At 59.5% G+C, this 21777-nt stretch carries 16 protein-coding genes; 4 read left to right on the plus strand and 12 right to left on the minus strand.

The annotated features are described in order from the left end of the window. Positions 1–16 precede the first annotated feature (16 nt). The 7 genes from floA to LOC68_RS17595 form a co-directional block, all read right to left on the minus strand. Positions 17–1006, minus strand: a complete 990-nt coding sequence (floA, locus tag LOC68_RS17565) for a flotillin-like protein FloA (RefSeq protein ID WP_230225162.1) — start codon at positions 1004–1006, stop codon at positions 17–19. A 126-nt stretch (positions 1007–1132) separates the two neighbouring features. Further along, positions 1133–1723, minus strand: a complete 591-nt coding sequence (locus LOC68_RS17570; protein ID WP_230221140.1) for an NfeD family protein — start codon at positions 1721–1723, stop codon at positions 1133–1135. Positions 1724–1762: 39 nt separating this feature from the next. Next, positions 1763–3928, minus strand: coding sequence for an NfeD family protein (locus LOC68_RS17575; protein ID WP_230221141.1), 2166 nt, complete (start codon positions 3926–3928; stop codon positions 1763–1765). A gap of 211 nt (positions 3929–4139) precedes the next feature. Next, positions 4140–4844, minus strand: a complete 705-nt coding sequence (locus tag LOC68_RS17580) for a metallophosphoesterase (RefSeq protein WP_230221143.1) — start codon at positions 4842–4844, stop codon at positions 4140–4142. 141 nt (positions 4845–4985) lie between these two features. Further along, on the minus strand, positions 4986–5849 hold the full coding sequence (locus LOC68_RS17585; protein ID WP_230221145.1) for a zinc-ribbon domain-containing protein: 864 nt from the start codon (positions 5847–5849) through the stop codon (positions 4986–4988). 137 nt (positions 5850–5986) lie between these two features. Next, positions 5987–7675, minus strand: a complete 1689-nt coding sequence (locus LOC68_RS17590; protein ID WP_230221147.1) for a zinc-ribbon domain-containing protein — start codon at positions 7673–7675, stop codon at positions 5987–5989. A 106-nt stretch (positions 7676–7781) separates the two neighbouring features. Continuing rightward, positions 7782–8495 (minus strand): carboxypeptidase-like regulatory domain-containing protein, encoded by a 714-nt coding sequence (locus LOC68_RS17595; protein WP_230221149.1) that lies wholly within the window; start codon positions 8493–8495, stop codon positions 7782–7784. 478 nt (positions 8496–8973) lie between these two features. Between LOC68_RS17595 and LOC68_RS17600 the strand changes: the two genes are divergently transcribed. Both LOC68_RS17600 and LOC68_RS17605 read left to right on the plus strand, forming a co-directional pair. Then, positions 8974–10659, plus strand: coding sequence for a S41 family peptidase (locus tag LOC68_RS17600; protein ID WP_230221151.1), 1686 nt, complete (start codon positions 8974–8976; stop codon positions 10657–10659). A 73-nt stretch (positions 10660–10732) separates the two neighbouring features. After that, the gene (locus LOC68_RS17605; protein WP_230221153.1) at positions 10733–13339 is read left to right on the plus strand and encodes an MMPL family transporter; all 2607 of its coding nucleotides are present in this window, start codon (positions 10733–10735) and stop codon (positions 13337–13339) included. A 392-nt stretch (positions 13340–13731) separates the two neighbouring features. Here the strand turns inward: LOC68_RS17605 and LOC68_RS17610 are convergent, their stop codons facing one another. From LOC68_RS17610 to LOC68_RS17630, 5 genes are all read right to left on the minus strand, one after another. After that, positions 13732–14196, minus strand: coding sequence for an SseB family protein (locus LOC68_RS17610; RefSeq protein WP_230221155.1), 465 nt, complete (start codon positions 14194–14196; stop codon positions 13732–13734). 7 nt (positions 14197–14203) lie between these two features. Then, on the minus strand, positions 14204–15190 hold the full coding sequence (locus LOC68_RS17615) for a YHYH protein (protein WP_230221157.1): 987 nt from the start codon (positions 15188–15190) through the stop codon (positions 14204–14206). Positions 15191–15387: 197 nt separating this feature from the next. Beyond that, a complete protein-coding gene (locus tag LOC68_RS17620) occupies positions 15388–15837 on the minus strand; it encodes a hypothetical protein (RefSeq protein WP_230221159.1) in 450 nt (149 codons plus the stop codon). Positions 15838–15886: 49 nt separating this feature from the next. Then, positions 15887–16861 (minus strand): DUF1559 domain-containing protein, encoded by a 975-nt coding sequence (locus LOC68_RS17625; RefSeq protein ID WP_230221160.1) that lies wholly within the window; start codon positions 16859–16861, stop codon positions 15887–15889. Between the two features lie 233 nt (positions 16862–17094). Further along, the gene (locus LOC68_RS17630) at positions 17095–17715 is read right to left on the minus strand and encodes a hypothetical protein (protein ID WP_230221162.1); all 621 of its coding nucleotides are present in this window, start codon (positions 17713–17715) and stop codon (positions 17095–17097) included. Between the two features lie 222 nt (positions 17716–17937). On the opposite strand from LOC68_RS17630, the gene glnA reads away from it, so the two are divergent. Continuing rightward, complete coding sequence (glnA, locus tag LOC68_RS17635) at positions 17938–19347, plus strand: type I glutamate--ammonia ligase (RefSeq protein ID WP_230221164.1); 1410 nt, start codon at positions 17938–17940, stop codon at positions 19345–19347. A gap of 371 nt (positions 19348–19718) precedes the next feature. Next, the gene (locus LOC68_RS17640; protein WP_230221166.1) at positions 19719–21734 is read left to right on the plus strand and encodes a methyl-accepting chemotaxis protein; all 2016 of its coding nucleotides are present in this window, start codon (positions 19719–19721) and stop codon (positions 21732–21734) included. Positions 21735–21777 lie beyond the last annotated feature (43 nt).

The raw sequence follows: 21777 nt of genomic DNA on the forward strand, positions 1-21777 counted from the left end.
TCTCCCGCTGGGCGCGCTACTTAGGTTGGTTGGAACCGGAGAGCGCGATCGACTTTCGCATGTCGGTATCGGCTTGGACGTTGCGAAGCGAGTAGTAGTCCATGATGCCGAGCCGGCCCGACTGGAACGCTTCGGCCATCGCCAGCGGCACTTCCGCTTCCGCTTCGACCAGCGCCGCTTTGGCGTTCTCGATCTCGGCCATGTTTTCGCGTTCGGCGGCGACCGCCATGGCTCGTTTTCCTTCGGCCCGGGCGCGAGCGACGCGAGTGTCGGCTTCGGCCTGGTCGGCGCTCAAGCGGGCGCCGATGTTTTCGCCGACGTCGATGTCGGCGATGTCGATCGAGACGATCTCGAACGCCGTGTTATGGTCGAGCCGGCGAGCGAGCACGGTCTTCGAGATCATGTCGGGGTTTTCGAGCACGATCGAATGGGTCTCGGCCGAACCGATGGCGCTGACGATACCTTCGCCGACGCGGCCGATGATCGTTTCTTCGGTGGCGCCGCCGATTAGCTTCTGCAGGTTCGCACGGACCGTGACGCGGGCTTTCACCTTCAGCTGAATGCCGTCTTTGGCGACCGCGTCGAGCGAAGGACGAGCGGCGCCGCGGGGCGGGCAGTCGATCACCTTCGGATAAACGCTGGTCTGAACCGCTTCCAGCACGTCGCGTCCCGCCAGGTCGATCGCGGTCGCTTCGCGGAAGGTGAGTTGAATCGTTTTCGCTTTGTTAGCGGCGATTAGGGCGCGAATCACCAGCGGGACGTTACCGCCGGCCAGGTAATGCGCTTCGAGCGACTTGCTGGTGATGCCGGTGTTTTCGCCGAGGCCGGCTTGGACCGCCATGATCTTGCTGCGGACGATCGTCTTCGGATTCACTTTGCGGAATGACATGCCGATGAGGTCCATCAGGCCGACGCCGGCGCCGGTCCAGATCGATTGGATCCACAGTCGGAAGTAAAAGGCGAGGATCCCGAAAAAGATCAGGCCGATGACCGCAGCTACCAACATCCCGAAGATGAGGAAGGGACCGAAGTTGTCCAGAAAGTCGGCGATAAGCATAGCGTTTTTCTTCTCACTTCAGGGATGTGGGGAGGAATCTCCGACCCCATGTTTAAACCGGTTTCGTACCCCAAGTCAAGCGAACGGGTCCTCGAGCGGATCGATTCCGAGCGACTCCAGCGACTGCGAATAGGGGTCGCTGCCGTCCTTCTTGGCGGCGGCGGGGGGCGTGGTCGCTTGATCTTCGGCCCGGACGACGACGATTTGCGTCCCGTCGACCTCGACCACTTCGATTTTTTCGCCCGCTTCGATCGCTCCCGATTCGCTGATTACGTTCCAGCTTTCTCCTTCAATTTCGGCGAAACCGCCCGGAAGGAGCGGGCAACTGGCGACCCCCACTTTGCCGACCAGCCGAGCCAGGTGCTCTTTCTCTTCCTCCTCTTCCTTCGTCTTCGCTGGGGTATTCAGCAGCACCATCCGGCCGATCGGCGTATGGGGCCAAAACCTCACCGCGAACGCGAAGAGGACCGGCATCGTGATGACGGCGGCGCCTAAGAACAAGGTGCCGACCGCCGGTCCGCAGTAGACATAGGCCCAGATGATCGAACTGATCATCGCGGCGAACGCCAGGACTCCGAGAATACCGGCCGAGGGGAGAAGGAACTCGAGAAAAATCAGACCGACGGCGATCGCCATCAGGATCAGCGCAAAGTAAATCGGCGACATGCTTTTTTCCTGCAATTTATCTGCGCGCAACGCTCTTCGCTACTTTGGCTTGACGAGGAGATAGTTGCCTCGAGCCTCTACGGCGATCACTTCGGCGCCGCGCGGCGCAAAGCCCGTCTCACACGTCACATTCACCAATTCGCGACCGAACTTCGCTTTTCCGCCGGGGACGAGTTGCGATTGCGCAATGCCGGTTTGTCCCACCAGGTGCGTCAGGTCGACGATCATCTCGCGACGATGCTGCTCTTCAGCCGCTTCTTCGTCGGGAGGCTGGAGCATCGAATCACGCAGGTAAGGAACATGCGGCACTATATGTTTCGCGAACATCAGCGATACGGCGATCGCCGCCATCACGATAAAGATGTTCGCCAGCGAGTAGGGGACCTGCGCCATTTGATAATCGGTCTGCGGCCAGATGAAGGTCTGGCTCGCCAAGACGACCGAGGCCAAGATCATCGCGCCGCCGCCAAGCCCGAAAATGCCGAAGCCGGGCAAGACGAAAATCTCAATCGCGACGCAACCGACGCCGCCGACAAACAGCAGCACTTCCAACCAACCGGCTGTGCCGCTGAGAAACTGGCTCCAAAAGTAAAAGCCGAAACAGACCGCCGACATGAAGCCGAAGATCCCAATGCCGGGCGCCTGCATCTCCATGATCAAGGCCGAGATGCCGATGAACAAAAAGAACCAGGCGAGCGCCGGATGGGCCAGGGCGTCGATCAATTGATGAGCCCATGTCCGCACCGGCTGCGAAATCTCGCCGCTGACGCCGTAGCGTCGCGCAACGTCGGTGGCATCGGCGGCGATCGCGTCGGCCAGACGAAGATCGAACGCCTGGCCGCCGGTCAGTTCGAGCGGTTGTCCTGGAACCGTGATGACGGCGGTTTGCTCCCACAACTCCGGAGCGATTTGATCCTGCAGTTCTTCCTGGCAGAAGAGAGCGGTGAGGCCTGACTGCTTGTGGCGATAGTTGGCGACTTCCAGTTGCGGATCGACCATCGCCGCCCATGCGGACCAGCGCCGCTGCTTTTTCTCGCCGACTTGAATCAGGAAGTTGCGAACGTCGACAGTCCCTTGTTCGGTGTATTGATAGCCGCCGGCGCCGCCGAGGATTGCGTCGGTCGAGACGACGATCTCGTCGCACGCGAAGGGAATGATTGCGGCGTTACTGGCCGCTTTCCCTTTGACGAGCGCCACGGTGCGGACTTCGTCAGGCTGCTTCATCAGGTAGTTCATCAGCGACTCGACCGCGACCGGATCGCCGCCGGGAGAGTCGATCTCGATCAGGACGAGATTCGCCTGATGGGCGACTTCGCTCTGAATCATCCGCATCAGCTGTTGCACGTGATTGTGCGTGATGGCGCCGCTCAGTTTGACCTGCGTCGCTTTCCAATCACGTTCGAGCGAGTAGTCGAGTTGCAGATCGACGTCAGGCACTTCCAGTTGCTGTGCGAGTTGCTGTTGCGACTCGGCGAGATGGCTGATCAGCTGATACTTCAGCCGGAGATCGCGACCGGTGAAGATCGCCAACTCGCCGGCCGAGACGATCTTTTCCGACTTGCCGACTTCGCCTGCCTTTTTCAGCTCTTCGTATTTCTCGCCGCTGACGAACTGGCGGTCGTTGACGCGAAAGACTTGTTCTTGGCGATCGAGCATGGCGACGGCGATCGCTTGCGGCAGCGAGTTACGGAAGCCGGCAATCTCTTCGTACGCTTTGCGCATCGTCTCGGAGATCGACTTCTCTTTGATGCCAGCGTCCCCCAGCTGCGCGTCAGGCGCCATGATGATCTGCTCACAGGCGAGCGGCAGCAGCACGGCATGACCGGTGACTGATTCAGGGAGGTAGGCGACGGTCCGCACGCGACTCATTTCGGTCGAAGTGAGAAAACGAGCCAAGGCCAGGCAGCGTTCAAACTGACTATCGTCCGCCGAGCCGCCGCGGCCAGGGCGAAGTTCAAGGATCAAGACAGGACGCGGTTCTACATCCGGGAGCGCTTGCAGGGCTCGCTCGATGCTTTGCTGAATCGCGACGTCCGACGATCCGGCGATCGGCAAGGAGATCCGCACGCGGGCCGCTTGCCGCGGCTCGTCGTCTTGCGCGTGCAGCAGCGAAACGAAACCGATCGCACCGAACAGCGCGAGCAGAATCGAGAAGAGCCGGGGAGATCCTGGCAGGACTTGTTGTAGCAGCGCGAGTTTTCGCAAAGCGGGTTTACTCCACACCGTTGCCGAGAAGTTGAAAAGGAGAGTTCCGAAAGGAATTCGTCGCTAACCTCTTCAGCTTACCGAGAATCCGACGCCCAAATTATAGAACGTCCCAAACTTCCAGCCAACAAACGAGTTGCAATCGTTATGAGCTGCGAAAATAGGACAACCGGGGCGGCGGCGAAGTTCAAGCAATTCCGCCGCTTGCGGCCTAACCGAGGTTCACTTCCAGGATTTGGAATTTCAGACCCGGCATCGTGGCGCCCCCATTATGAAAGTAGACCCCTTGATAGCAGTATCGCTCCATCGGGACGTGGGTATGGCCGAAATAGACGTCGGTGAGGCCGGTCTCGACGCCGTGCCCTACCGATTCGAGATACGACATAATCCGCCGCGCCACGAGACGCTTGGGATTGATCGCGACGCTGATCGCTTTGTGCAGACGGGCTTTCACCGCCAGATCGTAGAGCTGGTGATGGTAGGCGGGGCGGCGGCGGGGTTCGTGTTTCATCGCGCGGGCGGCGATCAGGCCGGCGGCGTCCATGTGACGATTGGCGACGTCGCCGTGCAACATCAGGATGTCGCCGATCCGCAGATAAAAGGGTTCCCACGCCAGGTTCGAGAGGGAATTGGAAAGCTCATCGAGCCGCTCGACAAACAGCGGCAGACAATCGTGATTGCCGAGCAAGTAGTGAAACTGGCAATCGGGATGCGATGTAATGAAGCGGTGGAGCCAGTCGATTGCGGCGTCGACGGTCGCTTCGGCCGAAGGAAGGGTCGACCAATCGAAATCGAAGATGTCGCCGCCGAGGACGAACGTCGATCCGGTAGAGGCCCGCTCGTTGAAAGCGGCTTCGTACTGCGCGGCGTTGGACCGCGCGGAGAAGATATGCAGGTCGGAGACGAAGTAGTGCACGGCTGGGTCGATCCTGGCAATTGTCGACGGGGAGGGGCCGATTCGGTCCCGCTCCTCTTTATACGTCGCTAGCGATCGAAAGTGCAAAAAATAACGGAAATCCGCCTTTATCGTACCCGGTGACGACGCTAGCGGGAAAGCCTAGCCCGAGAGGAGCGACGAGCCGTTTTTCTGGAAAGTGATGAAGTAGTAGCGGACCACTTCGGAACTGGTCAGCGGATCGTCCCCTTGCCAGAGCACCGTATAGGTGCGGCCGTCGAGCGAAAACTTGTAGACGATCGCCGCTTGCAGTCCCTCCATCGGGACGTCGCCGGTCAAGCGGATCCGATGGATCTGGGCGCCGCCGGCGAAATGCGAACTGCGATCCGACACGCTGAAGAGATTCGCCGACTCGACATTTCGTTTCGCTTCGGCGACGGCGATTTGCCCGGTCAGGTTGTTCCAATCGTCGTTCGCTTCGTTGCGCACTTCGACCAGAAAGCGTCCCATTTCGGGATCCTCTTGCAGCCAGACCGTCGCAGCGTCGTCTTTCGAGCTTTCGGTCGGCACATCCGGAAACTGAATCGACCATCCTTCCGGATTTTCGTACTTGCTCCAGTTCAAACGTTCGGTGAGCGGGGGCGGGGGAAGCGGCGCATCTCGCGAGGTCGTCGTCGGCAGTTTGAGCGTCTGCGCTTTTTCGTACGCGATGGCGATTCCGACGCCGATCATCACCACGAACATCAGCAAGACTCCGAACAGCGTCGCCTGCCGACGGAACTTACGGCGCGCCAGCGAATGGGCCGCTCGGTCGGCCAGCGGATCTTTGATCGGAATCTCCGCGTCGTCCATTAAGTTACGCGACATCGCCGGAGCGCCGCGAAACGTCGTCGCACCTGGAGTCGCCGCCCCCGCGACAAGGCGAGTCACCTCGCCGCACTTGGGACAGCGGACCTTCTTGTCGGCCAACCGCTCGTTGGCTTCAAAGGTGGCGTGGCAATGCGAACAGGTCGCGACGATCGACATCGCAGCGATCCTTTCGGGGAAGTAGGGAGGAGATGGATTATGGACGTCTGACGTCAAAAACGTCCAAAAGGAGCGACTCCCATATTCTTAAGCCCACTTCGTCGGACCGCAATACGAAACAGGCTCTTCGCGCGGCGTTATTGATCGCCGAACTTCTCTCCGTCGATCGTAAACGACGTGAAAAAGTTGTCGACGTCGTCGTGATAATGGTCTCCCGCCCAGAGAACGACGAACATCCGTTGTTGTATGAAGATTAAAAGAACCCGCGTTTCGCCCGGCTGATTGCGCACAATGTCTTTCGCCAACTGATACTCCACCGCGTAGTTGCCCCCAATCATGTGACGGCGAATCGACGTGATGTAGGGGCTTTCATCCGCTAATTCTGGGAGGTTGAAGGGGAGCCAATGTTCGCGAATCGGCTTGGCGCCGGACGGCGGCCTGGCGACCGGAATCGCGTCCGAGTAGTAAATCGCGAACGTTTCCTGCTTGCCGACCAGGTTGGCGCCGCGGACCGTCACCTCTTCGCGCCGCTCCGGCCGCAGTTCGGCGAATGATTGAGGGAATTGGACGCCGATCTTTCCGCTCGGATCAAAAAAGCGGATCGACGAAGTCGTCGGCTGGAACGTATCACTTGGTTCAAATCGGTTTGATCCGCCGCTCAGCGTCACCATGAGCACGATCAAGACCAGGACCGCTGCTAATCCACCCCCGCCGATCAGCACGAGCTTGATCAATTGGCGTTTGTCGTCTTGGGCCGACAACGGTTCGGTCTCGCGACCCGGCATCAGCGAAGATGGTTTCGCCGACGCGGGGCCGGGATTGGCGTTGAGCGATCCGGAAGAGCGGCGCGGCGTCTCTTCGATCACCTCCACTTCGGTGATCACTTCCACAGACGAGTTCGATTGGCTGGGGGGCGGTTCGTCGATGAAGTCGTCATCGGCTAGCTCGACCACTTCCTCGTCATCCATCCTCTCAACCACCAGATCATCGAAGCCGAGCTCAATCACTTCGTCTTCCGGCGGCTTCTCGGGAGGTTTCGGCGGTGCAGGGGGCTGCGGCGCGGGACGTGGAGGAGCCGGCGGGGGCGATGGAACGGGCGCTGCGGGACGCGAGTACGAAGCGGCGGCCGACGTGAACGCCGGTTCCGAGTCGGCCGGGCCGTCGAGGCAGGAGTCGTCCAAGTCGTCGTCGAACATCATCGCATGCGAACTGGGGGGCGCCGCTGGGCGTTCGACTTGCGGCAGCGCGGCGGGGGCGACGGCAACTGGCGAGAACTCGACAGCTTCGTGCCGCGCGGTCGTCAAAATGATCGGCGGCAGCGCTTCCCAAGCCGCGGTGATGGTCGGGTTGAGGACGATCGGTTGATCGGGCGGAGGCGTTGCATGCGGCGGCGCCGGAGGTGGCGTCGAAATGGGGGCGGCCGGCGCAGCAGCGGTAGGCGCCGCAGGAGTTGGTGGAGCCGGTGTTGGAACGGGAGCAGCGGCCGGTATTTCGACGGGCGTTTCGTCCGGCTTTTGTTCCGTGACTCCGGCAATTTCTTTCCACGAGCGCGTTGGAGCCGGTGTCGGCGGGGGAGTTTTCTCCGCCGGTTTTGCGGGAGTTTCGGCGCGTGGTTTGGCGGGCTTGGCGATCGGCAGGTCTTCCTGCGACGAATCGCTGGCGCGTCGCTGCTGTTTGGCCGCTTTCGCTTTCTTTTCCGCCTGGCTGACGACGTCGCCGATGCGGAAAGGCTCTTTACATTTCGGACAGCGCACATTCTTGCCGGCAAGATGATCTTGGGCGGTGAACTTCGCCTGGCAGTGCGGGCAAGCGGCAATAAAACTCACAGGCGGCTCTAACTTGGCGGGAGTCGGATGTGATGAGGGTAAATCGACGTGGACAGATACGTCGATTTTCGTCCGTTGGGGGGTCGCCTGCAAGCGCTAATCGGCTCTAGCGCGGAAGACGGACGCGAGCGATCCGCTCACGCTCCATTTCGTCGAGCGAAAATGGGGTCGTCAGGATCGGGTGGTTCTGGTCTGCGCGAATTTGCAGCGCATAACCGTCACCTTCGGGTGCGTTGACCGGCATCGAAAAACTGCCGTCGGCCCGCGTCCGGAAATAATTCTCGATTGTCCGCGGCCCGATCAGGTCAATCGCCGCGCCGGCGATCGGCAGTCCGTCTCGATTGATGACGATTCCTCGGATCACGAATTGATCAGGGCTCCGTCGATCAGCCTGCTGCATGGCCGAAAGGAGGGCCCGCAGTTCCAACGGATCTTCGCACTGGACGACGACCCGATCGTTATCGAAATCGACCTGCAGGGCGGAGTTGGGACTGACGCTGGATTCGGCCTGCTGATAGAGCCGACGGACGTCGACATAGTTGGCGGTATAGGCGGCGGTCGGCATGTCGGCGTCGGCGGCGATTTCGACTTCCCCCAGCAGTTGCTTGGCCTGGGGCGAGTCGACCTGGAGCCAGCCGACCTGGGCTCGGTCGCTATACCGCCAATGGGTCCAGTAGGCCAGCGGCAGCGCGAGCACCGCGATGGCGATCAGCAGGGTGCGCAGCGAGATCCGGGGGCTCCGTCGCAGCCGTGGAAGGTAGAGCGTCGCGGCGCCGGCCGCGGCTCCAAGCAGCAAGATTAAGAGGACTTGAAAGGCCATATTTGCGGCTGGAGTGCGATTGCGGGGGAACTTGGCTGGCTTTCCTTTTATTAACAGTAGCGCGCCGGCCCTGCGAGGGCAATCTGCCGCTGGCGCCGCTATCGGCCGTTTTTTCGGTAATACCTGAACGATTTCCGCCCTCGTCGCGTATGATGAGAGAGCTGGGAGCAAGCCCTTTCTAGGATCGGTTCAAGACGTACCGCTGCGCCAGGACGCGCAACCGACCATTCGTGACTAACGCCGAGAACGACGGCAGCCGTCACCATCTGAGCGAGAAGTTCAGGTGGCGCGGATTATGCCGAAAAAAACTCGCTCGGTTTCTTGTCGGTTTTTTTGACCAGGGCTAAATCGTGACCTAAGCTTTCGCGGGTCGAGACTCAGGGCCCACATTCTTAGGTCGGTTAACGTCGCCAAGTGCGACTGTTTCCCTTGTTCGCCTCGCCGGGCGACAGGCCCCCCAAAAACGACGGATTCTCGAATGTTGCGATGGACTACGCCAAGAACTGCCCTCCGTATTTCCGGCGCCTTCTTGTTCGCTCTGATTTTCGCTTCGCTGGCCGCTCCGCAGCTGGCGCTTGCTCAAGTCAAAATTCCGGATGAAGCGGTCCTCGACAAGGACGAAATCGCTCAATTGCTCGCCGACGGCGAACTTCTCGAAAAGGAAGGACGCTGGGCCGAGGCGTTAACGCACTTCGAAGACGCCGTGCGAGCCTATCCCGACGTCGCTCCGCTGAAAGAGAAGGTCGACACGGTTCGTCGTCGTTACGACGTTTCGCGTCGTTACGCCGATCGCAGCTTCGTCGGCGGCATGCGCAACTTGCCGTCCGAACAAGCGGTCGCTCTGTACGACGATCTGCTTGCCAAGATTCAAACCAATTACGTCGATTCTCCCCGCTGGGCCGATCTGGCCTATCGCGGAATGTTGCAGTTGGACGCCGCGCTGTTTGATCGGACCTTCCGTCAGGTCAACATGCAAGGGATGAGCGAAGAGCAAATCGCCGAGTTGCGTCGTCAGCTGTGGCAATCGGCTCAGTTTGATCGCGTTCAAAATCGTTACGACGTTCGCGCTCTCGCTTTGCAAGCCGGGCAGATCTCTCAGGCCGCTTCCGGCATGCCGCAAACCGCGGTTGTGCTTGAGTTCATCAGCGGCGCCGCTGGTTCGCTCGACAATTACTCGTGCTTTCTGACGCCCGATCAGCTGAACGAAGTCTATTCGCAGATCGAAGGAAACTTCGTCGGCGTCGGCATTGAGTTGAAGACGCAGGACGACGCGCTGCTGATCGTTCGTTCGATTCCGGGGAGCCCGGCCGATAAGGCGGGGATTCGCGATGGCGAACGGATTATCGCGCTCGAAGGCCGTACGATCCGTCAGTTGGGAAGCGAAAAGGCGGCCGACATGCTGAAAGGCCCGATCGGCAGCTCGATCAACGTGACCATCGCTGACGGCGAAGACAACGCTCGCGACATTATCGTTACTCGCGATCGGATCGAAGTGCCGAGCGTCGACGTCGTCAAAATGCTCGATCCGACCTCCGGCGTCGCCTATCTGCGAATCGCCAGCTTCCAGAAGACGACGACTCGTGATCTGACCGCCGCTCTCTGGGACATGCACCGTCAAGGGATGCAGGCGTTGGTGATCGACCTCCGCGGCAATCCGGGCGGCTTGTTGACCGCTTCGGTGGAAATCGCCGACCTGTTCCTCGATCGCGGCACCATCGTCTCGACTCGCGGTCGCAGCGCCGGGGAAGACTTCGATTACACCGCGCATCAGGCCGGCACCTGGCGGATGCCGCTGGTCGTGCTGATCGACTCAAACTCGGCCAGCGCCAGCGAGATCTTTGCTGGAGCGATTCACGACAATCACCGCGGCACGATCGTCGGTCAACGCAGCTACGGCAAAGGTTCGGTCCAAGGGATCTTCCCGTTGGGCGTCGCCAACGCTGGTTTGCGTCTGACGACCGCCAAGTTCTATTCCCCCAGCGGTCAGGCGATCAGCAATCGCGGCGTTACGCCGGACGTGGTCGTTCGCCAGGTTGCGAAGCCGTTGGAAAATGGCGCCATCCTCGAAGCGAAGACCGATGCGGCTCTCGACGCTGGTCTGCAAGCGGCGTTGGTTCAACTGCAACCGGCCCAGATCTCGAATCGAGCGATCGGCCAGCGATAGCTCATTCGAGGGGATAGGGTTGGCGTTAGTCGACCCAGCTTAGTAAATTGCGAAACAGTCCGCATTTCTCCCGATGCGGACTGTTTTCCTATTTACCCCCAACGTTGCATTGACATTCGAGCGTCTTGGCCAGCTGATCGCCCGTCGTTGGGTGCCGATAATCGCCATTTGGATCATCCTGGCGGTTTGCGCGGTGATCGCACCGCCGCACTGGGATGACGTGACGCTCGACGGCGATTTGGCCTATCTGCCGGCGCATTCTCCGGCGCTGATTGCAGAACGAGAGTACGCCGCAGCGTTTCCCGATCGCAAAGCGAAAAGCCAGATCGTGATCATCGCTTCTCGACGCGATGAACAGCCGCTGACCGAAGCCCAGTGGAAAACGATCGATCGGCTCGCGTCGCCGTTTCAAAACGCCCAAGGGATCGAATGGCTGCATCAGGGGGAAGCGGCGAAAAGGGACGAGCGAGCCGCACTTTTCAAACGTGCCGAAGCGGCGCTGACGGAAGCGGAACTGCTCGACTACGACGCCGCCGCGCCGGTTTGGAATCTGGCGACGCTCGCCAAGTTGCAGGATGGAACCGAGGCCGAAGTGCAGCAACTGCGTGCTCAGGCGATCGCACTTGATCCGCACTTAGAAAAGGAAACTGCTGCGACGTTGCCGATCGACTCGCCCGACTGGAAGTTGTTCGACGTCTGGACGCGGCATACCGATGTGGTCGGCAATATGCTGGTCGATCCGGAGGAGCGAGCCGGGCTGATCGTTTTGCATCTGACCAACGAGCTGGCGGCGACCGACAACATTCGGATCGTCAGCCAGATCGAAGCGCTGGTCGACAAACAGCGGGAAGCGATTCACGCCGCCGGCGATGAGGAGCTGGAGCTCGGGATTACCGGCAGCGCCGCGATCGGCGGCGATATGTTGTTGGCGGCGAAAGAGAGCATCTCCAGCACCGAGTTTTACACCATCGCTCTGGTGATCATCATTTTGTTGGTCGTCTATCGAGCGCCGTTGTTGGCGATGGCGCCGCTGCTGTCGATCGCCGTTTCGTTCTGCGTCGCCACGTGGCTGGTTGCGGCGTTGACGCTGGTCGATCAGATTCCGGGCTTCGGCTGGTGGGACTTTGAGGTCTTCAAGACGTCCAAGATTTTTATCGTGGTGATCCTGTTCGGCGCGGGTACCGACTTTTGCCTGTTTCTGATTTCTCGCTACAAGGAAGAATTGGCCAAATGCGGCGATCCGAGCGAAGCGGTCGTCCATGCTTTGAGCGGAACGGCCAACGCAATCTGCGGCAGCGCGCTGACGACGATCGTCGGCTTGGGGATGATGTTCTTCGCTGAGTTCGGCAAGTTTCGAAATAGCGGGCCGGCGATCGCGCTCTGCCTGATCGTCACGTTGGCCGTCTGTTTGACGTTCGCGCCGGCGCTATTGCGTATGCTGGGACGGAGAACGTTCTGGCCGATGTCGGTCGATTCGCTGCAAGATCGTTCTAGCGACAGCCGCGTCAACTTCTGGGAATTGATCGCCGCCGCCGTCAGTCAGCGGCCGGCGCTGTTGTTAGCGATCACCGTATCGATCTTGTTGATTCCGGCCTGGCGTCCGATTTGGCTTCGTGTGACGACCGGTCACGCGGTGGAAGTTTCGTACGATCTGCTGAACGACTTGCCGGCCGATCGACCCGCCAAACGAGGCGCTAATCAGCTGGCCCGCTTTTTCCCGTTGGGTCAGGCCAACCCGGTGATGGTCATGGCGAAGACCGACTCAGGCGACTTTGAGTCGAAAGAAGGGAGCGCCACGATCGAGCAGCTGATGAAGACGCTGTTCGAGGCCGATCCGCGCGTCGCCCAGGTCTACAGCAGCGAAAATCCGCTCGGTCATCGTCCCGGTCGGATCACATTTTCCGAAAGAGTTTTGAAGAGCCATATCCGCACGCGTGAGCAGTTCCTGCCGCAAACGCCGGAGATGAAGGGGAAAGCGGCCCTCTTTCGGGTCGTCATCGACGAGAACCCATTTTCGCTCGAAGCGATCGACGCCCTCAAAAACATTGAAGGGGCGCTGGCCAAATATCGCGACAACGCCTCGGGCAACTGGACCGACTTGCAGTTTTTTCTATCAGGCACAACCGCCGGCGTGCGCGATCTGCGGAGCGTCACCAAAAGCGATACGCAGCGGATTGAAGTGCTCGTGGTGCTCGGGGTCGCCGCGGTCTTGCTGATGATCTTGCAGCGGCCGGTCGTTTGCGCCTATATGATCGCTTCGGTGCTGCTCAGCTACTATGCGACGCTCGGCATGACCGAATGGTTTTTCGCCGTGATGTTCCCTGACACCTATCAGGGGCTCGACTGGAAGGCGCCGTTGTTTTTGTTCGTGATTCTGATCGCCGTCGGTCAGGACTACAACATTTATCTAGCGACTCGCGTCTTTGAAGAGCAGCGCAAGCATGGCGCCAACGCCGGGCTGCGGATCGCGATTCGCCACACCGGCGGCATCATCTCAAGCTGCGGCGTGATCATGGCCGGCACCTTCGTGGCGATGTGCTTTGGTCAACTGTTGGCGATCGTCGAGATCGGATTCTCGCTAACCGTCGGCATCCTGGTCGATACGTTCATCGTCCGAACGATCATGATGCCTTGCTTCCTGACGCTGTGGACGCGTCGCAAAGATCCAACGCAATCGTAGGCGCCGCTCTGCGGACCAGTTGCGTTTGGCGATTCTGCAAGCTGCAACACTAGCCAGCAGCGCAAGTGAGGGAATGCGGTCAGCTAATCTTGACGATCCTCCCCAGGCGTCGCCTTACGAATGCCGACATTCGCAAGGAATTTCCAACCGCATTCCCTCGCTTGCGCTGTGGGTTAGTCGTTTGATTTCGCCGGCATCGGTTTCGTGCGGCGTTTCTCTCGTTCGCAATAGCAACCCAAGGCGTAAACCGAGGGAATGGATGAAGCCTGATGGAGGAACTCGCCATTGGATTCGGGGCAGAGAACCCAGGTCCGTTCGCGTTCTGGTCTCCTGCTCCATTCCCTCGGCTTGCGCCTTGGGCCAATATGTCACTGAAAACCTGGCGACTCTTCCTACAACGTGACCCGCCGAATGCCGAAATCGCGGCGGAGGTTGAGGACTCCGTAACCGGGAATTGTGAGACTAACCGGCGAGCCAGGATTGAGGACGACCCCGTATCCGGCTGGAATCTGTTCGAAGACCTGCGCCCCTCGGAGCGGCAGCAAGAGGGGAGCCTGATCGCGATACGTATTCGCACGACAAAGCGCGGAAAAGACGGCGATCATTCGGCCGTGCTCGGGATCATGAAACGCCAACGGAAAGATGGGGGAGTCTTTTGCTTGGGGCGTAGCGGCGATCTGGTAGACCTCCGACGCTACGAAAATCTTGAAGAACTCTCGCTGGTCGAGACGGCCGTTTTCGGTTTCGATCAAGGCGCTCTCCAGCGAATTGATCGGTGCAAACGTCAGTTCCATATCGGTAGTGCTGGCCTGATGTAATTGGGGCAGTTCGTGGTTTTCATCAAACCGACTGGTCATCGTTCGCTTACCTTCTCGGAGGAGGAAAACCGCCGGGGCCGCGTCCAGGCGGACCATTCTCACCGCGACCATTTTGATTTCGACCCGGACCTCGGGCGAAATCGGAGGAGGGCGTTCCGCGATAAGCTCGCGGAATGACCGGCCAATGTTGCGTGAGAAAATAGGCGTAGGTTCCCTCAGGGAAATCGGGCGTTACGCAGAAGCGGCCATTGCATTCGTCCAGGTCTCCCTTGTCGGAGACGAACTGGTAGTCGGCGAGGAACGTACCGTCGTACGTTCCTCCAGGACCGCGACTTCCGCCCGGGCGCGTTCCCGTTTTGAGTTGGTAGCTCGAGTCAAGCTCGACGATCTCGCTGCTCGCGTCTTTCGGATCTTTGTAGCCGTACAATGCGTAGATCGGAAAGCCGTCAGCCGCCCAGCCGATGATCGGCGAGTGGCTGCTGCGATTGACGTTCAGGTCCTTTAAGAAACCGCTTGGCAGTCCGTGATAGTGATAGGCGCCGGTCGGTTGTACGTGGGCATGATTCGCGTCGATCCCAAGCGGCACGGCGCCCGATAGCGCTTCGTATTGCCAACCGCCGTTTGGATTGCCCTGATACCATTCGGCCGCGCCGGGATCAAAGGGGACGCCGTTCAAGCAGATGCCGAAGTTTTGCATCCCCAGCGGCGTCGTGCGAACGGCGGCCATCGGCTGCGCCGGAACGCGATAAACGTAGCGCTGCTCGGTAATCGGATTCGGATTGCCTCGGTTGGGAAACTGCCCGACCTTGTGCTCCGGCATACCATTGGCCGTAATCACGCGACTATTGCCGACGAATTCGATCTGCACGCGACTCTGCTGAGGCGGCTGCTGGGTAGCGGGAACCAACTGCAACTGACGCATCTGGTTCGCCATATGCCGGCGCATTTGCGGACCAAACTGGGCCAGCGCCAAACCGGCGACCAGCATCAGCGAAAGGAGCGGCAAGAGCGTCAGGAAATGCTTACGAAACATCGGATTTCTGGGGCAAAACAGAGGGGGCAGACATCTACTGTTTTGGCAGTATATCGTCCAGTTCCCGTCCGGGCGACAGAAAAGCTGCCCAAATAGGGGGAATTTTTTTGAGCCGCTAGCGCAGAAACGGCGACGTAGCCGCAGTAAGCGGTTACGTCGCCGATTATTGGGCGTATTGAGTCGTGAAGCTTATCGCGTCAGTCGATTTTGCCGGTCATCGCGATGTCCAATACGATCGGCGATCCGTCGACTGGAACGTCGAGTTCCAAGCCCGAGGTCGTGATCTTGCCGTACTTACGCGGAATCGCGGTCTTGGCTGGGATCGGCGTACCGTCGTCTTTCATGCCGGCGCTCGACAACTGCGAAATGACCGAGACCTTGTACTTGCCCGGCAATAGGCCAATCGACGAAGGACTGGTTGCCACCGTGTACGAACCGTCCGAGGCGATTTCCCCGCTGCCGGTTTGTCCCCGATCGCCGTCGGGAAAGAACATCACGTTGCCGAAGGTGACCGGCGATCCGTCGTACGTGACGTTTCCGGTCACCTTCACCAAGCCTGGTAAGCCTGGCTGCGAAAAGCAGCCTGATAGCGGCAAGAGGCCGCTGATCAGGCAGAAGTAAGCGAAAAGGCGAAGCGTTGACTTCATGCGTTTAACTCGAATTGAGGTTGGATGATTGGGAAGGAGGTCAGGCGGGCTAGTTGCTCAGCGAAACGACATTGCCGTCCGCTTTGTCTCCCAAGCGGCAGAACGTCTGGTGATCGAGATTCTCATTGATGAAGATCACCGAACCGGAAGCGAGGACCATCTGCACGCCGCCGATGTGATAGCTCGAGAAGCCGCCGTTTTGTTGGTAGGCGTTGATGTTGTCCGGTTGTCGCGTTTTGCTGTTCGGCTTTTGACCGGTGAACGCCACCGGGAAGTTGTCGCTGAAGCAGCCCCCGTATTTCATTTCTTCCGCGTTTCGTTCTCCCGCCATGAAGACGTTGCTCGTGCCGTCGGTGATGTCTGCGATGCGAGTATGGTTGCGACCGCGGGCGAACATCCCGGGGATTAAGCCCGGAACCAGGTCAGGACGGCAGAAGGGATCGGTAACGCATCCGGCGGTCGGAGCGGGAGTCGAACAATAGGTGCCGTCGCCGGGACAATCGAGCGGCGTTGCGTCAGGACGAACCGAGCCGGCGCAGAGCGGATAGTACAACCCTTGCGTCGGGCGACTCGACGTCCAGTTTTGGAAGCCGACGGTTCCGTTTTTCATTTTCAGCGTATTGGAGTACGGATTGGACGGGCACTGAAACGCCGGCAACTCTAGATTGACGAACAGATTGATGTTCACCCCTTGGTTGACGTAGATGTTGAAGTCGATTTGATCGTGCAGTCCGTGTTGTTCGATAAACGGGAGGATGAACTCGACCCAGGTGTGGGCAGTCAGTCTTTGGGCGCCGATTCCGTAGGGAGAACTCGCGTGCGGGAAGACTTGAAACGTGTCGTGGTAATTGTGGAGCGCCAAGCCGAGCTGCTTCAGATTGTTGGAGCAGTGCATGCGGCGAGCCGCTTCGCGGGCTTGTTGAACGGCGGGGAGGAGCAGGGCGATCAGGACGCCGATGATAGCGATCACGACCAGCAATTCGACCAGTGTGAATCCAGCCGACTTTCGGTGAGAAAACGTCATTGTTTACCTCGGATTGAACAGAATGTAGGAATGAGAATGGGCGTCGCACCGTCCGCCGAGATGCAACGCAAAAAGGAAATGCCTTGATAGCGGTATGACGCTTCGGAGAGAAAGCGAAACGACTTTCTCGAAAAGAATTCCTGGATTCAGGAAAAATTGAGCGAGAACGCCTGCGCTGGCCGGGGAATGCTCAAAGAGTGAGAAACTCCAGACATTGAGCGCAAAGTAGCGGTTCAGCGCAGAGTTTGAGACGACCTGGTTCGATCTTGGTCGGTTTGCGGCCGCAATCGCTCGACATATTCGCCGAGCGTCATCTCTTGCGGCGATTGAGGGTACTCGTGCTGCACGACGACGAACGATCGGGCCGCTGCGGGATCGGTTGCCAGCAACTGGCGCGAATGCTGATAGAACTCGTCAGCGGTCAAGAGAGCAGGGTCTTCGATCGGGACGAACAGCGACGCGTGCTCAACGCAGATCAGTTCGTACCGAGGCTCGTCGTCCAGCGGATCGTCGGGGAGGCGAATCGCCAGGATGTCGGACCGCGTTTCCGTGTGGTCGTACGGTTCTGCGAAGAGGTCGATGATCTCTTCTTGCTCGAGGAAGCCGATGCGACTCACAATCCTTTTCCAGGTGTCGTCCGGAGTCGCGTCGGCAAACGGTGAGGCGCCTTCGTCGATTGTCACGCTCACCGCCAGGCTGATCTGATACAGGCGTCCTTTGTCGGCGCTGATGATCGCCGCGCGACGTGTTCTCTGCACGGCCAGAACGAGAATGACCATGCCGGCGACGAGCGCAGCGACAGTCAGAAGCCAAATTCCCCAGCGAACGCGAAACAGGATCGTGGCGTTGTCCAATGGATCACCCCCGGATGCCCGACAAAATTCATGGTTCGTCTACAAACCAGCGTACCAGCAGCCTACTGTTTTCTTCCGCCGGCGGCCAGAATTTGGCGACGTAGCCAGATGACCGCCGCTGCGGCAAGTGGTACAAAGAACAATGCGCCCAGGGGACGGCAGGATGCGACTGGCGGAAGTCGCGCAGAACTTGTTTCTTTTTCAGGCAAAGGGGAAATTGACGTGACGCCCAAAGAAGTATTAGCGCTCTGTCGCGAAAAGGATGTGAAAGCGGTCGACTTCCGCTTTATGGACTTCCCCGGACTTTGGCAGCATACGACCATTCCGGTCGGCAAGTTGGTCGAAGACGTCTTTGAAGATGGTCTCGGCTTCGACGGCTCCAGCATTCGCGGTTGGCAAGCGATCAACGAAAGCGACATGCTGATCGTACCGCAGGCCGACACCGCGTTCATCGACCCGTTCTGTACGTTGCCGACGCTGGTCCTGATCTGCAACATTCAGGATCCGATCACCCGCGAAGATTACTCGCGCGATCCGCGCAACGTCGCTCGCAAAGCGGTCAACTACCTTCGCTCGACCGGCATCGCCGACAAGGCGTTCTTCGGTCCGGAAGCGGAGTTTTTCGTCTTCGACGACGTCCGCTTCGACCAAACGGCGCATCACGGCTTCTACTTCCTCGACAGCGTCGAGGGGGAATGGAACCGCGGTCGGGACGAAGGTCCGAACCTGGGCTACAAGCTGCGGCACAAGGAAGGTTACTTCCCGGTCCCGCCGTCCGATCAGATGATGGACATCCGCAACGAGATGATGCAGACGATGATCGAGTGCGGACTCGACGTCGAGTGCCAGCATCACGAAGTCGCTACCGGCGGCCAGTGCGAAATCGACTTGAAGTTTCAAGAGATGGTCAAGATGGCGGACCAGATGTTGATCTACAAGTACATCGTCAAGAACGTCGCCAAGAAGTACAACAAGACCGCGACCTTCATGCCGAAGCCGATGTTCGGCGACAACGGCAGCGGCATGCATACTCACTTGTCTTTCTGGAAAGACGACACGCTGATGGCCGGCAGCGGTTACGCCGGTCTAAGCGAAACGGCCCTTTACATGATCGGCGGCATCCTGAAGCACGCTCCGGCGCTGTTGGCTTTCACCAACCCGACCACCAACAGCTACAAGCGTCTGGTGCCGGGCTACGAAGCGCCGGTCAATCTGGCTTATTCGCAGCGGAATCGTTCCGCCTCGTGCCGTATTCCGATGTATAGCCCGAGCCCGAAGGCGAAGCGGATCGAATTCCGCTGCCCCGACCCGAGCTGCAATCCGTACCTGGCCTTCGCGGCGCTGACGATGGCCGCGATCGACGGCATCCAGAACAAGATCGACCCCGGCGATCCGCTCGACAAAGATATCTATGATCTGCCGCCGGAAGAAATGGCTGCTGTGCCGAAGACTCCGGGGAGCCTGGACGAAGCGCTCAGTGCCCTGGCCGACGATCATGACTTCCTGCTGAAGGGTGACGTCTTCACGCAAGACGTGGTCGACACCTGGATCGCGTACAAGAAGAAGAACGAATCGGACGCGATCCGCTTGCGACCGCACCCGTATGAGTTCTGCATGTACTACGACATCTAAAGCGAAAGACATCGTAGCCCGAGGCGCAAGCCGCAGGGATGCCGTTCCAACCACGCGAAAACGCCGACCAACTTGGTCGGCGTTTTTCATGCGCTGCGCGTTTCGCGCCAGTTGAAGCGACCGAGCTCCAGAAGCGACCGAATTTTTTTTGCGCGGTTCCGCAGTGATCACCAGACGGAATAGAGGCCGGCGATCCGTGATATTCGTTGCAGTCGTTGCGACGCTTCGCTGGAACTGGGGGGAAGTGATCAATAAGTGGCCATGTTCAGTTAACTCAGAATCACACGGCTTTTTTCTTGGCATGGCAATTCGGAGGTATACCTCCCTGTTCCCCCTCTCCCGCAACCAAGTGCATTCAGGATTTCGCCCCGATGAAGATTCAAACGAAACTAACCGCGATTCTGACGTTGCTGATACTCGGCGTCGTCGCGTTCGCCTGGCAAGCGTATCGCAATTCCGCCGTGGTCGCCGAGGACGCCGCGGACGTACGCCGGATGTCGGAGGTTTCGATCGCCATCGGCAATTTGCTGCACGAGACGCAAAAAGAACGAGGAATGTCGGCCGGGTATCTCGGCAGCGGCGGAGTCAACTTTGCGAAAGAGTTGCCCGAGCAGCGAGACGAAACCGACAAGCGCCTCGCCGATCTGCGCACGACGCTCGATTCGGTCCGGAGTGAGCTCGATCCGCAAGTCATGCAGCGTAGCGAGTCGGCGATGGAGCGTCTCCAAGAGTTGCAGTCGGTCCGCCAGCGAATCACCGCCCGACAGATTCCGCCGCCGCTGGCGATCGCCTACTATACCGATACGAACAAGCTGCTGATCGACGCGATCGCATCCAACGTCTTTGACGTCGCAGACGGCCCGCTGCAGCGCCGCTTGAACTCGTACCTTCACTTGTTGATGGCGAAAGAGCAGGCCGGAATCGAACGAGCGGTCCTCGCCAAAGTCTTCAGCAGCGACGCGATGAGCCGCGACGAGTTTGTGCGTTTGATTCGCCTGATCTCGACGCAGGAAGCCTATTTGAATGACTTCCGGGGGAGCGCTACGCCGCAGTTGACGACGATGCTCGACGAGGCGCAGGAAGCGGCGGCGTCAAAGTTGGTCGCCGACTATCGCGCCGCGGCGATCGAGCGGGCCGAGATGGGCGCCTTTGAAAAAGAGGCGACCAAGTGGTTCGCCGCCAAGACCGCTCAGATCGACTTGTACAAGAAAATGGAAGAGGCGGCGTCGACCGAGATTTTGCAAGCGTCGGAGCAACTTCGATCCCACGCTAGCTTCGTCGCTCGCAGCACTTTCACTGCAGCGCTGATCACGATCGGCGTTTGCGTCTGCGGCGGCGTTTGGATGCTCCGCTCGCTGCGAAGTCGCTTCGCCCATCTGATCGGCAGCATGCGTGACATCGCCGAAGGGGATTCGGACTTGCGAAAGCGGTTGCCGGACTCTACCGATGAATTTGGCGATGTGGCGAAGTGGTTCAACAAATTCGCCGCTCGCTTGCAAGGATTGGTCGGTAACGTTCGGACCAACTCAACTACTCTGAACCACTCGGCCTTTGAATTGGCCTCGACTGCGACGCAGTTGTCGAGCGGCGTTCGCAATGCCCGGACTTCGACGACGACGATGGCTGCGGCGGCCGAAGAGATGACTGCAAGCCTGGCGCAATTGGACGCGACCTGCAAGAACATCAGCGGCAACATCAACGGCGTCGCCAGCAACATTGGGGATATGGCCAATTCGGTCCGCGAGATCGCGTCGAACGCCGAACAGACCGCGGCGACGACCGACGGCGTCAGCCGCACCGTTACCCGCAGCAACGAACAGATCACGCAGTTGAGCCACGAAGCGGATGCGATCGGCAAGGTGGTCGATGTGATTCGCGACATCGCCGAACAGACCAATCTGTTGGCGCTGAACGCGACGATCGAAGCGGCTCGAGCCGGCGAGGCAGGCAAAGGATTCGCCGTCGTGGCGACCGAGGTCAAATTGCTCGCCCAGCAAACGGCCAATGCGACGGAAGAGATCCGCCGTCAGGTGCAAGCGATTCAATCGGCGGCCGGCGAGTCGGTGGCGTCGATCAACGAGATCACCGGCGCCATCGGTTCGGTCAGCTCCGCCGCGCGAACGATTGCGGCGGCGGTTGAACAGCAAAGCACGGCAACGCGACAGATTTCGACTTCGGTTCAAGACACCGTGAGCGCAGTGTCGGCATTGACGATCGGCATTAGCGAATCGGCGGCCGCCAGCGGAGAGATTTCTCGCGGGCTGACCAGCGTCGATTCGGTGATCGCCGAAACGGCCGCTGCGGCGCAGCAGACCGACACGTCCAGCTCTTCGCTGAAGAATTTGGCCAGCGGACTGGAAACGCTCGTCGTCGAGTTCACGACGTAGGCGAATGACCAGTTCGTTCAGGGCGAAAGCGGCGTCGAGTGGG

The sequence above is a fragment of the Blastopirellula sediminis genome (assembly GCF_020966755.1).
GTDB lineage: Bacteria > Planctomycetota > Planctomycetia > Pirellulales > Pirellulaceae > Blastopirellula > Blastopirellula sediminis.

Excerpts from the sequence above, each read along its gene's own strand:
- LOC68_RS17570 (WP_230221140.1), bottom strand. The coding sequence starts at position 1,723 with ATGTCGCCGATTTACTTTGCGCTGATCCTGATGGCGATCGCCGTCGGT.
- LOC68_RS17640 (WP_230221166.1), top strand. The coding sequence starts at position 19,719 with ATGAAGATTCAAACGAAACTAACCGCGATTCTGACGTTGCTGATACTC.
- LOC68_RS17610 (WP_230221155.1), bottom strand. The coding sequence starts at position 14,196 with ATGACCAGTCGGTTTGATGAAAACCACGAACTGCCCCAATTACATCAG.
- LOC68_RS17625 (WP_230221160.1), bottom strand. The coding sequence starts at position 16,861 with ATGACGTTTTCTCACCGAAAGTCGGCTGGATTCACACTGGTCGAATTG.
- LOC68_RS17615 (WP_230221157.1), bottom strand. The coding sequence starts at position 15,190 with ATGTTTCGTAAGCATTTCCTGACGCTCTTGCCGCTCCTTTCGCTGATG.
- LOC68_RS17620 (WP_230221159.1), bottom strand. The coding sequence starts at position 15,837 with ATGAAGTCAACGCTTCGCCTTTTCGCTTACTTCTGCCTGATCAGCGGC.
- LOC68_RS17585 (WP_230221145.1), bottom strand. The coding sequence starts at position 5,849 with ATGTCGATCGTCGCGACCTGTTCGCATTGCCACGCCACCTTTGAAGCC.
- LOC68_RS17600 (WP_230221151.1), top strand. The coding sequence starts at position 8,974 with ATGTTGCGATGGACTACGCCAAGAACTGCCCTCCGTATTTCCGGCGCC.
- floA (WP_230225162.1), bottom strand. The coding sequence starts at position 1,006 with ATGTTGGTAGCTGCGGTCATCGGCCTGATCTTTTTCGGGATCCTCGCC.
- LOC68_RS17605 (WP_230221153.1), top strand. The coding sequence starts at position 10,733 with ATGCGGACTGTTTTCCTATTTACCCCCAACGTTGCATTGACATTCGAG.
- LOC68_RS17595 (WP_230221149.1), bottom strand. The coding sequence starts at position 8,495 with ATGGCCTTTCAAGTCCTCTTAATCTTGCTGCTTGGAGCCGCGGCCGGC.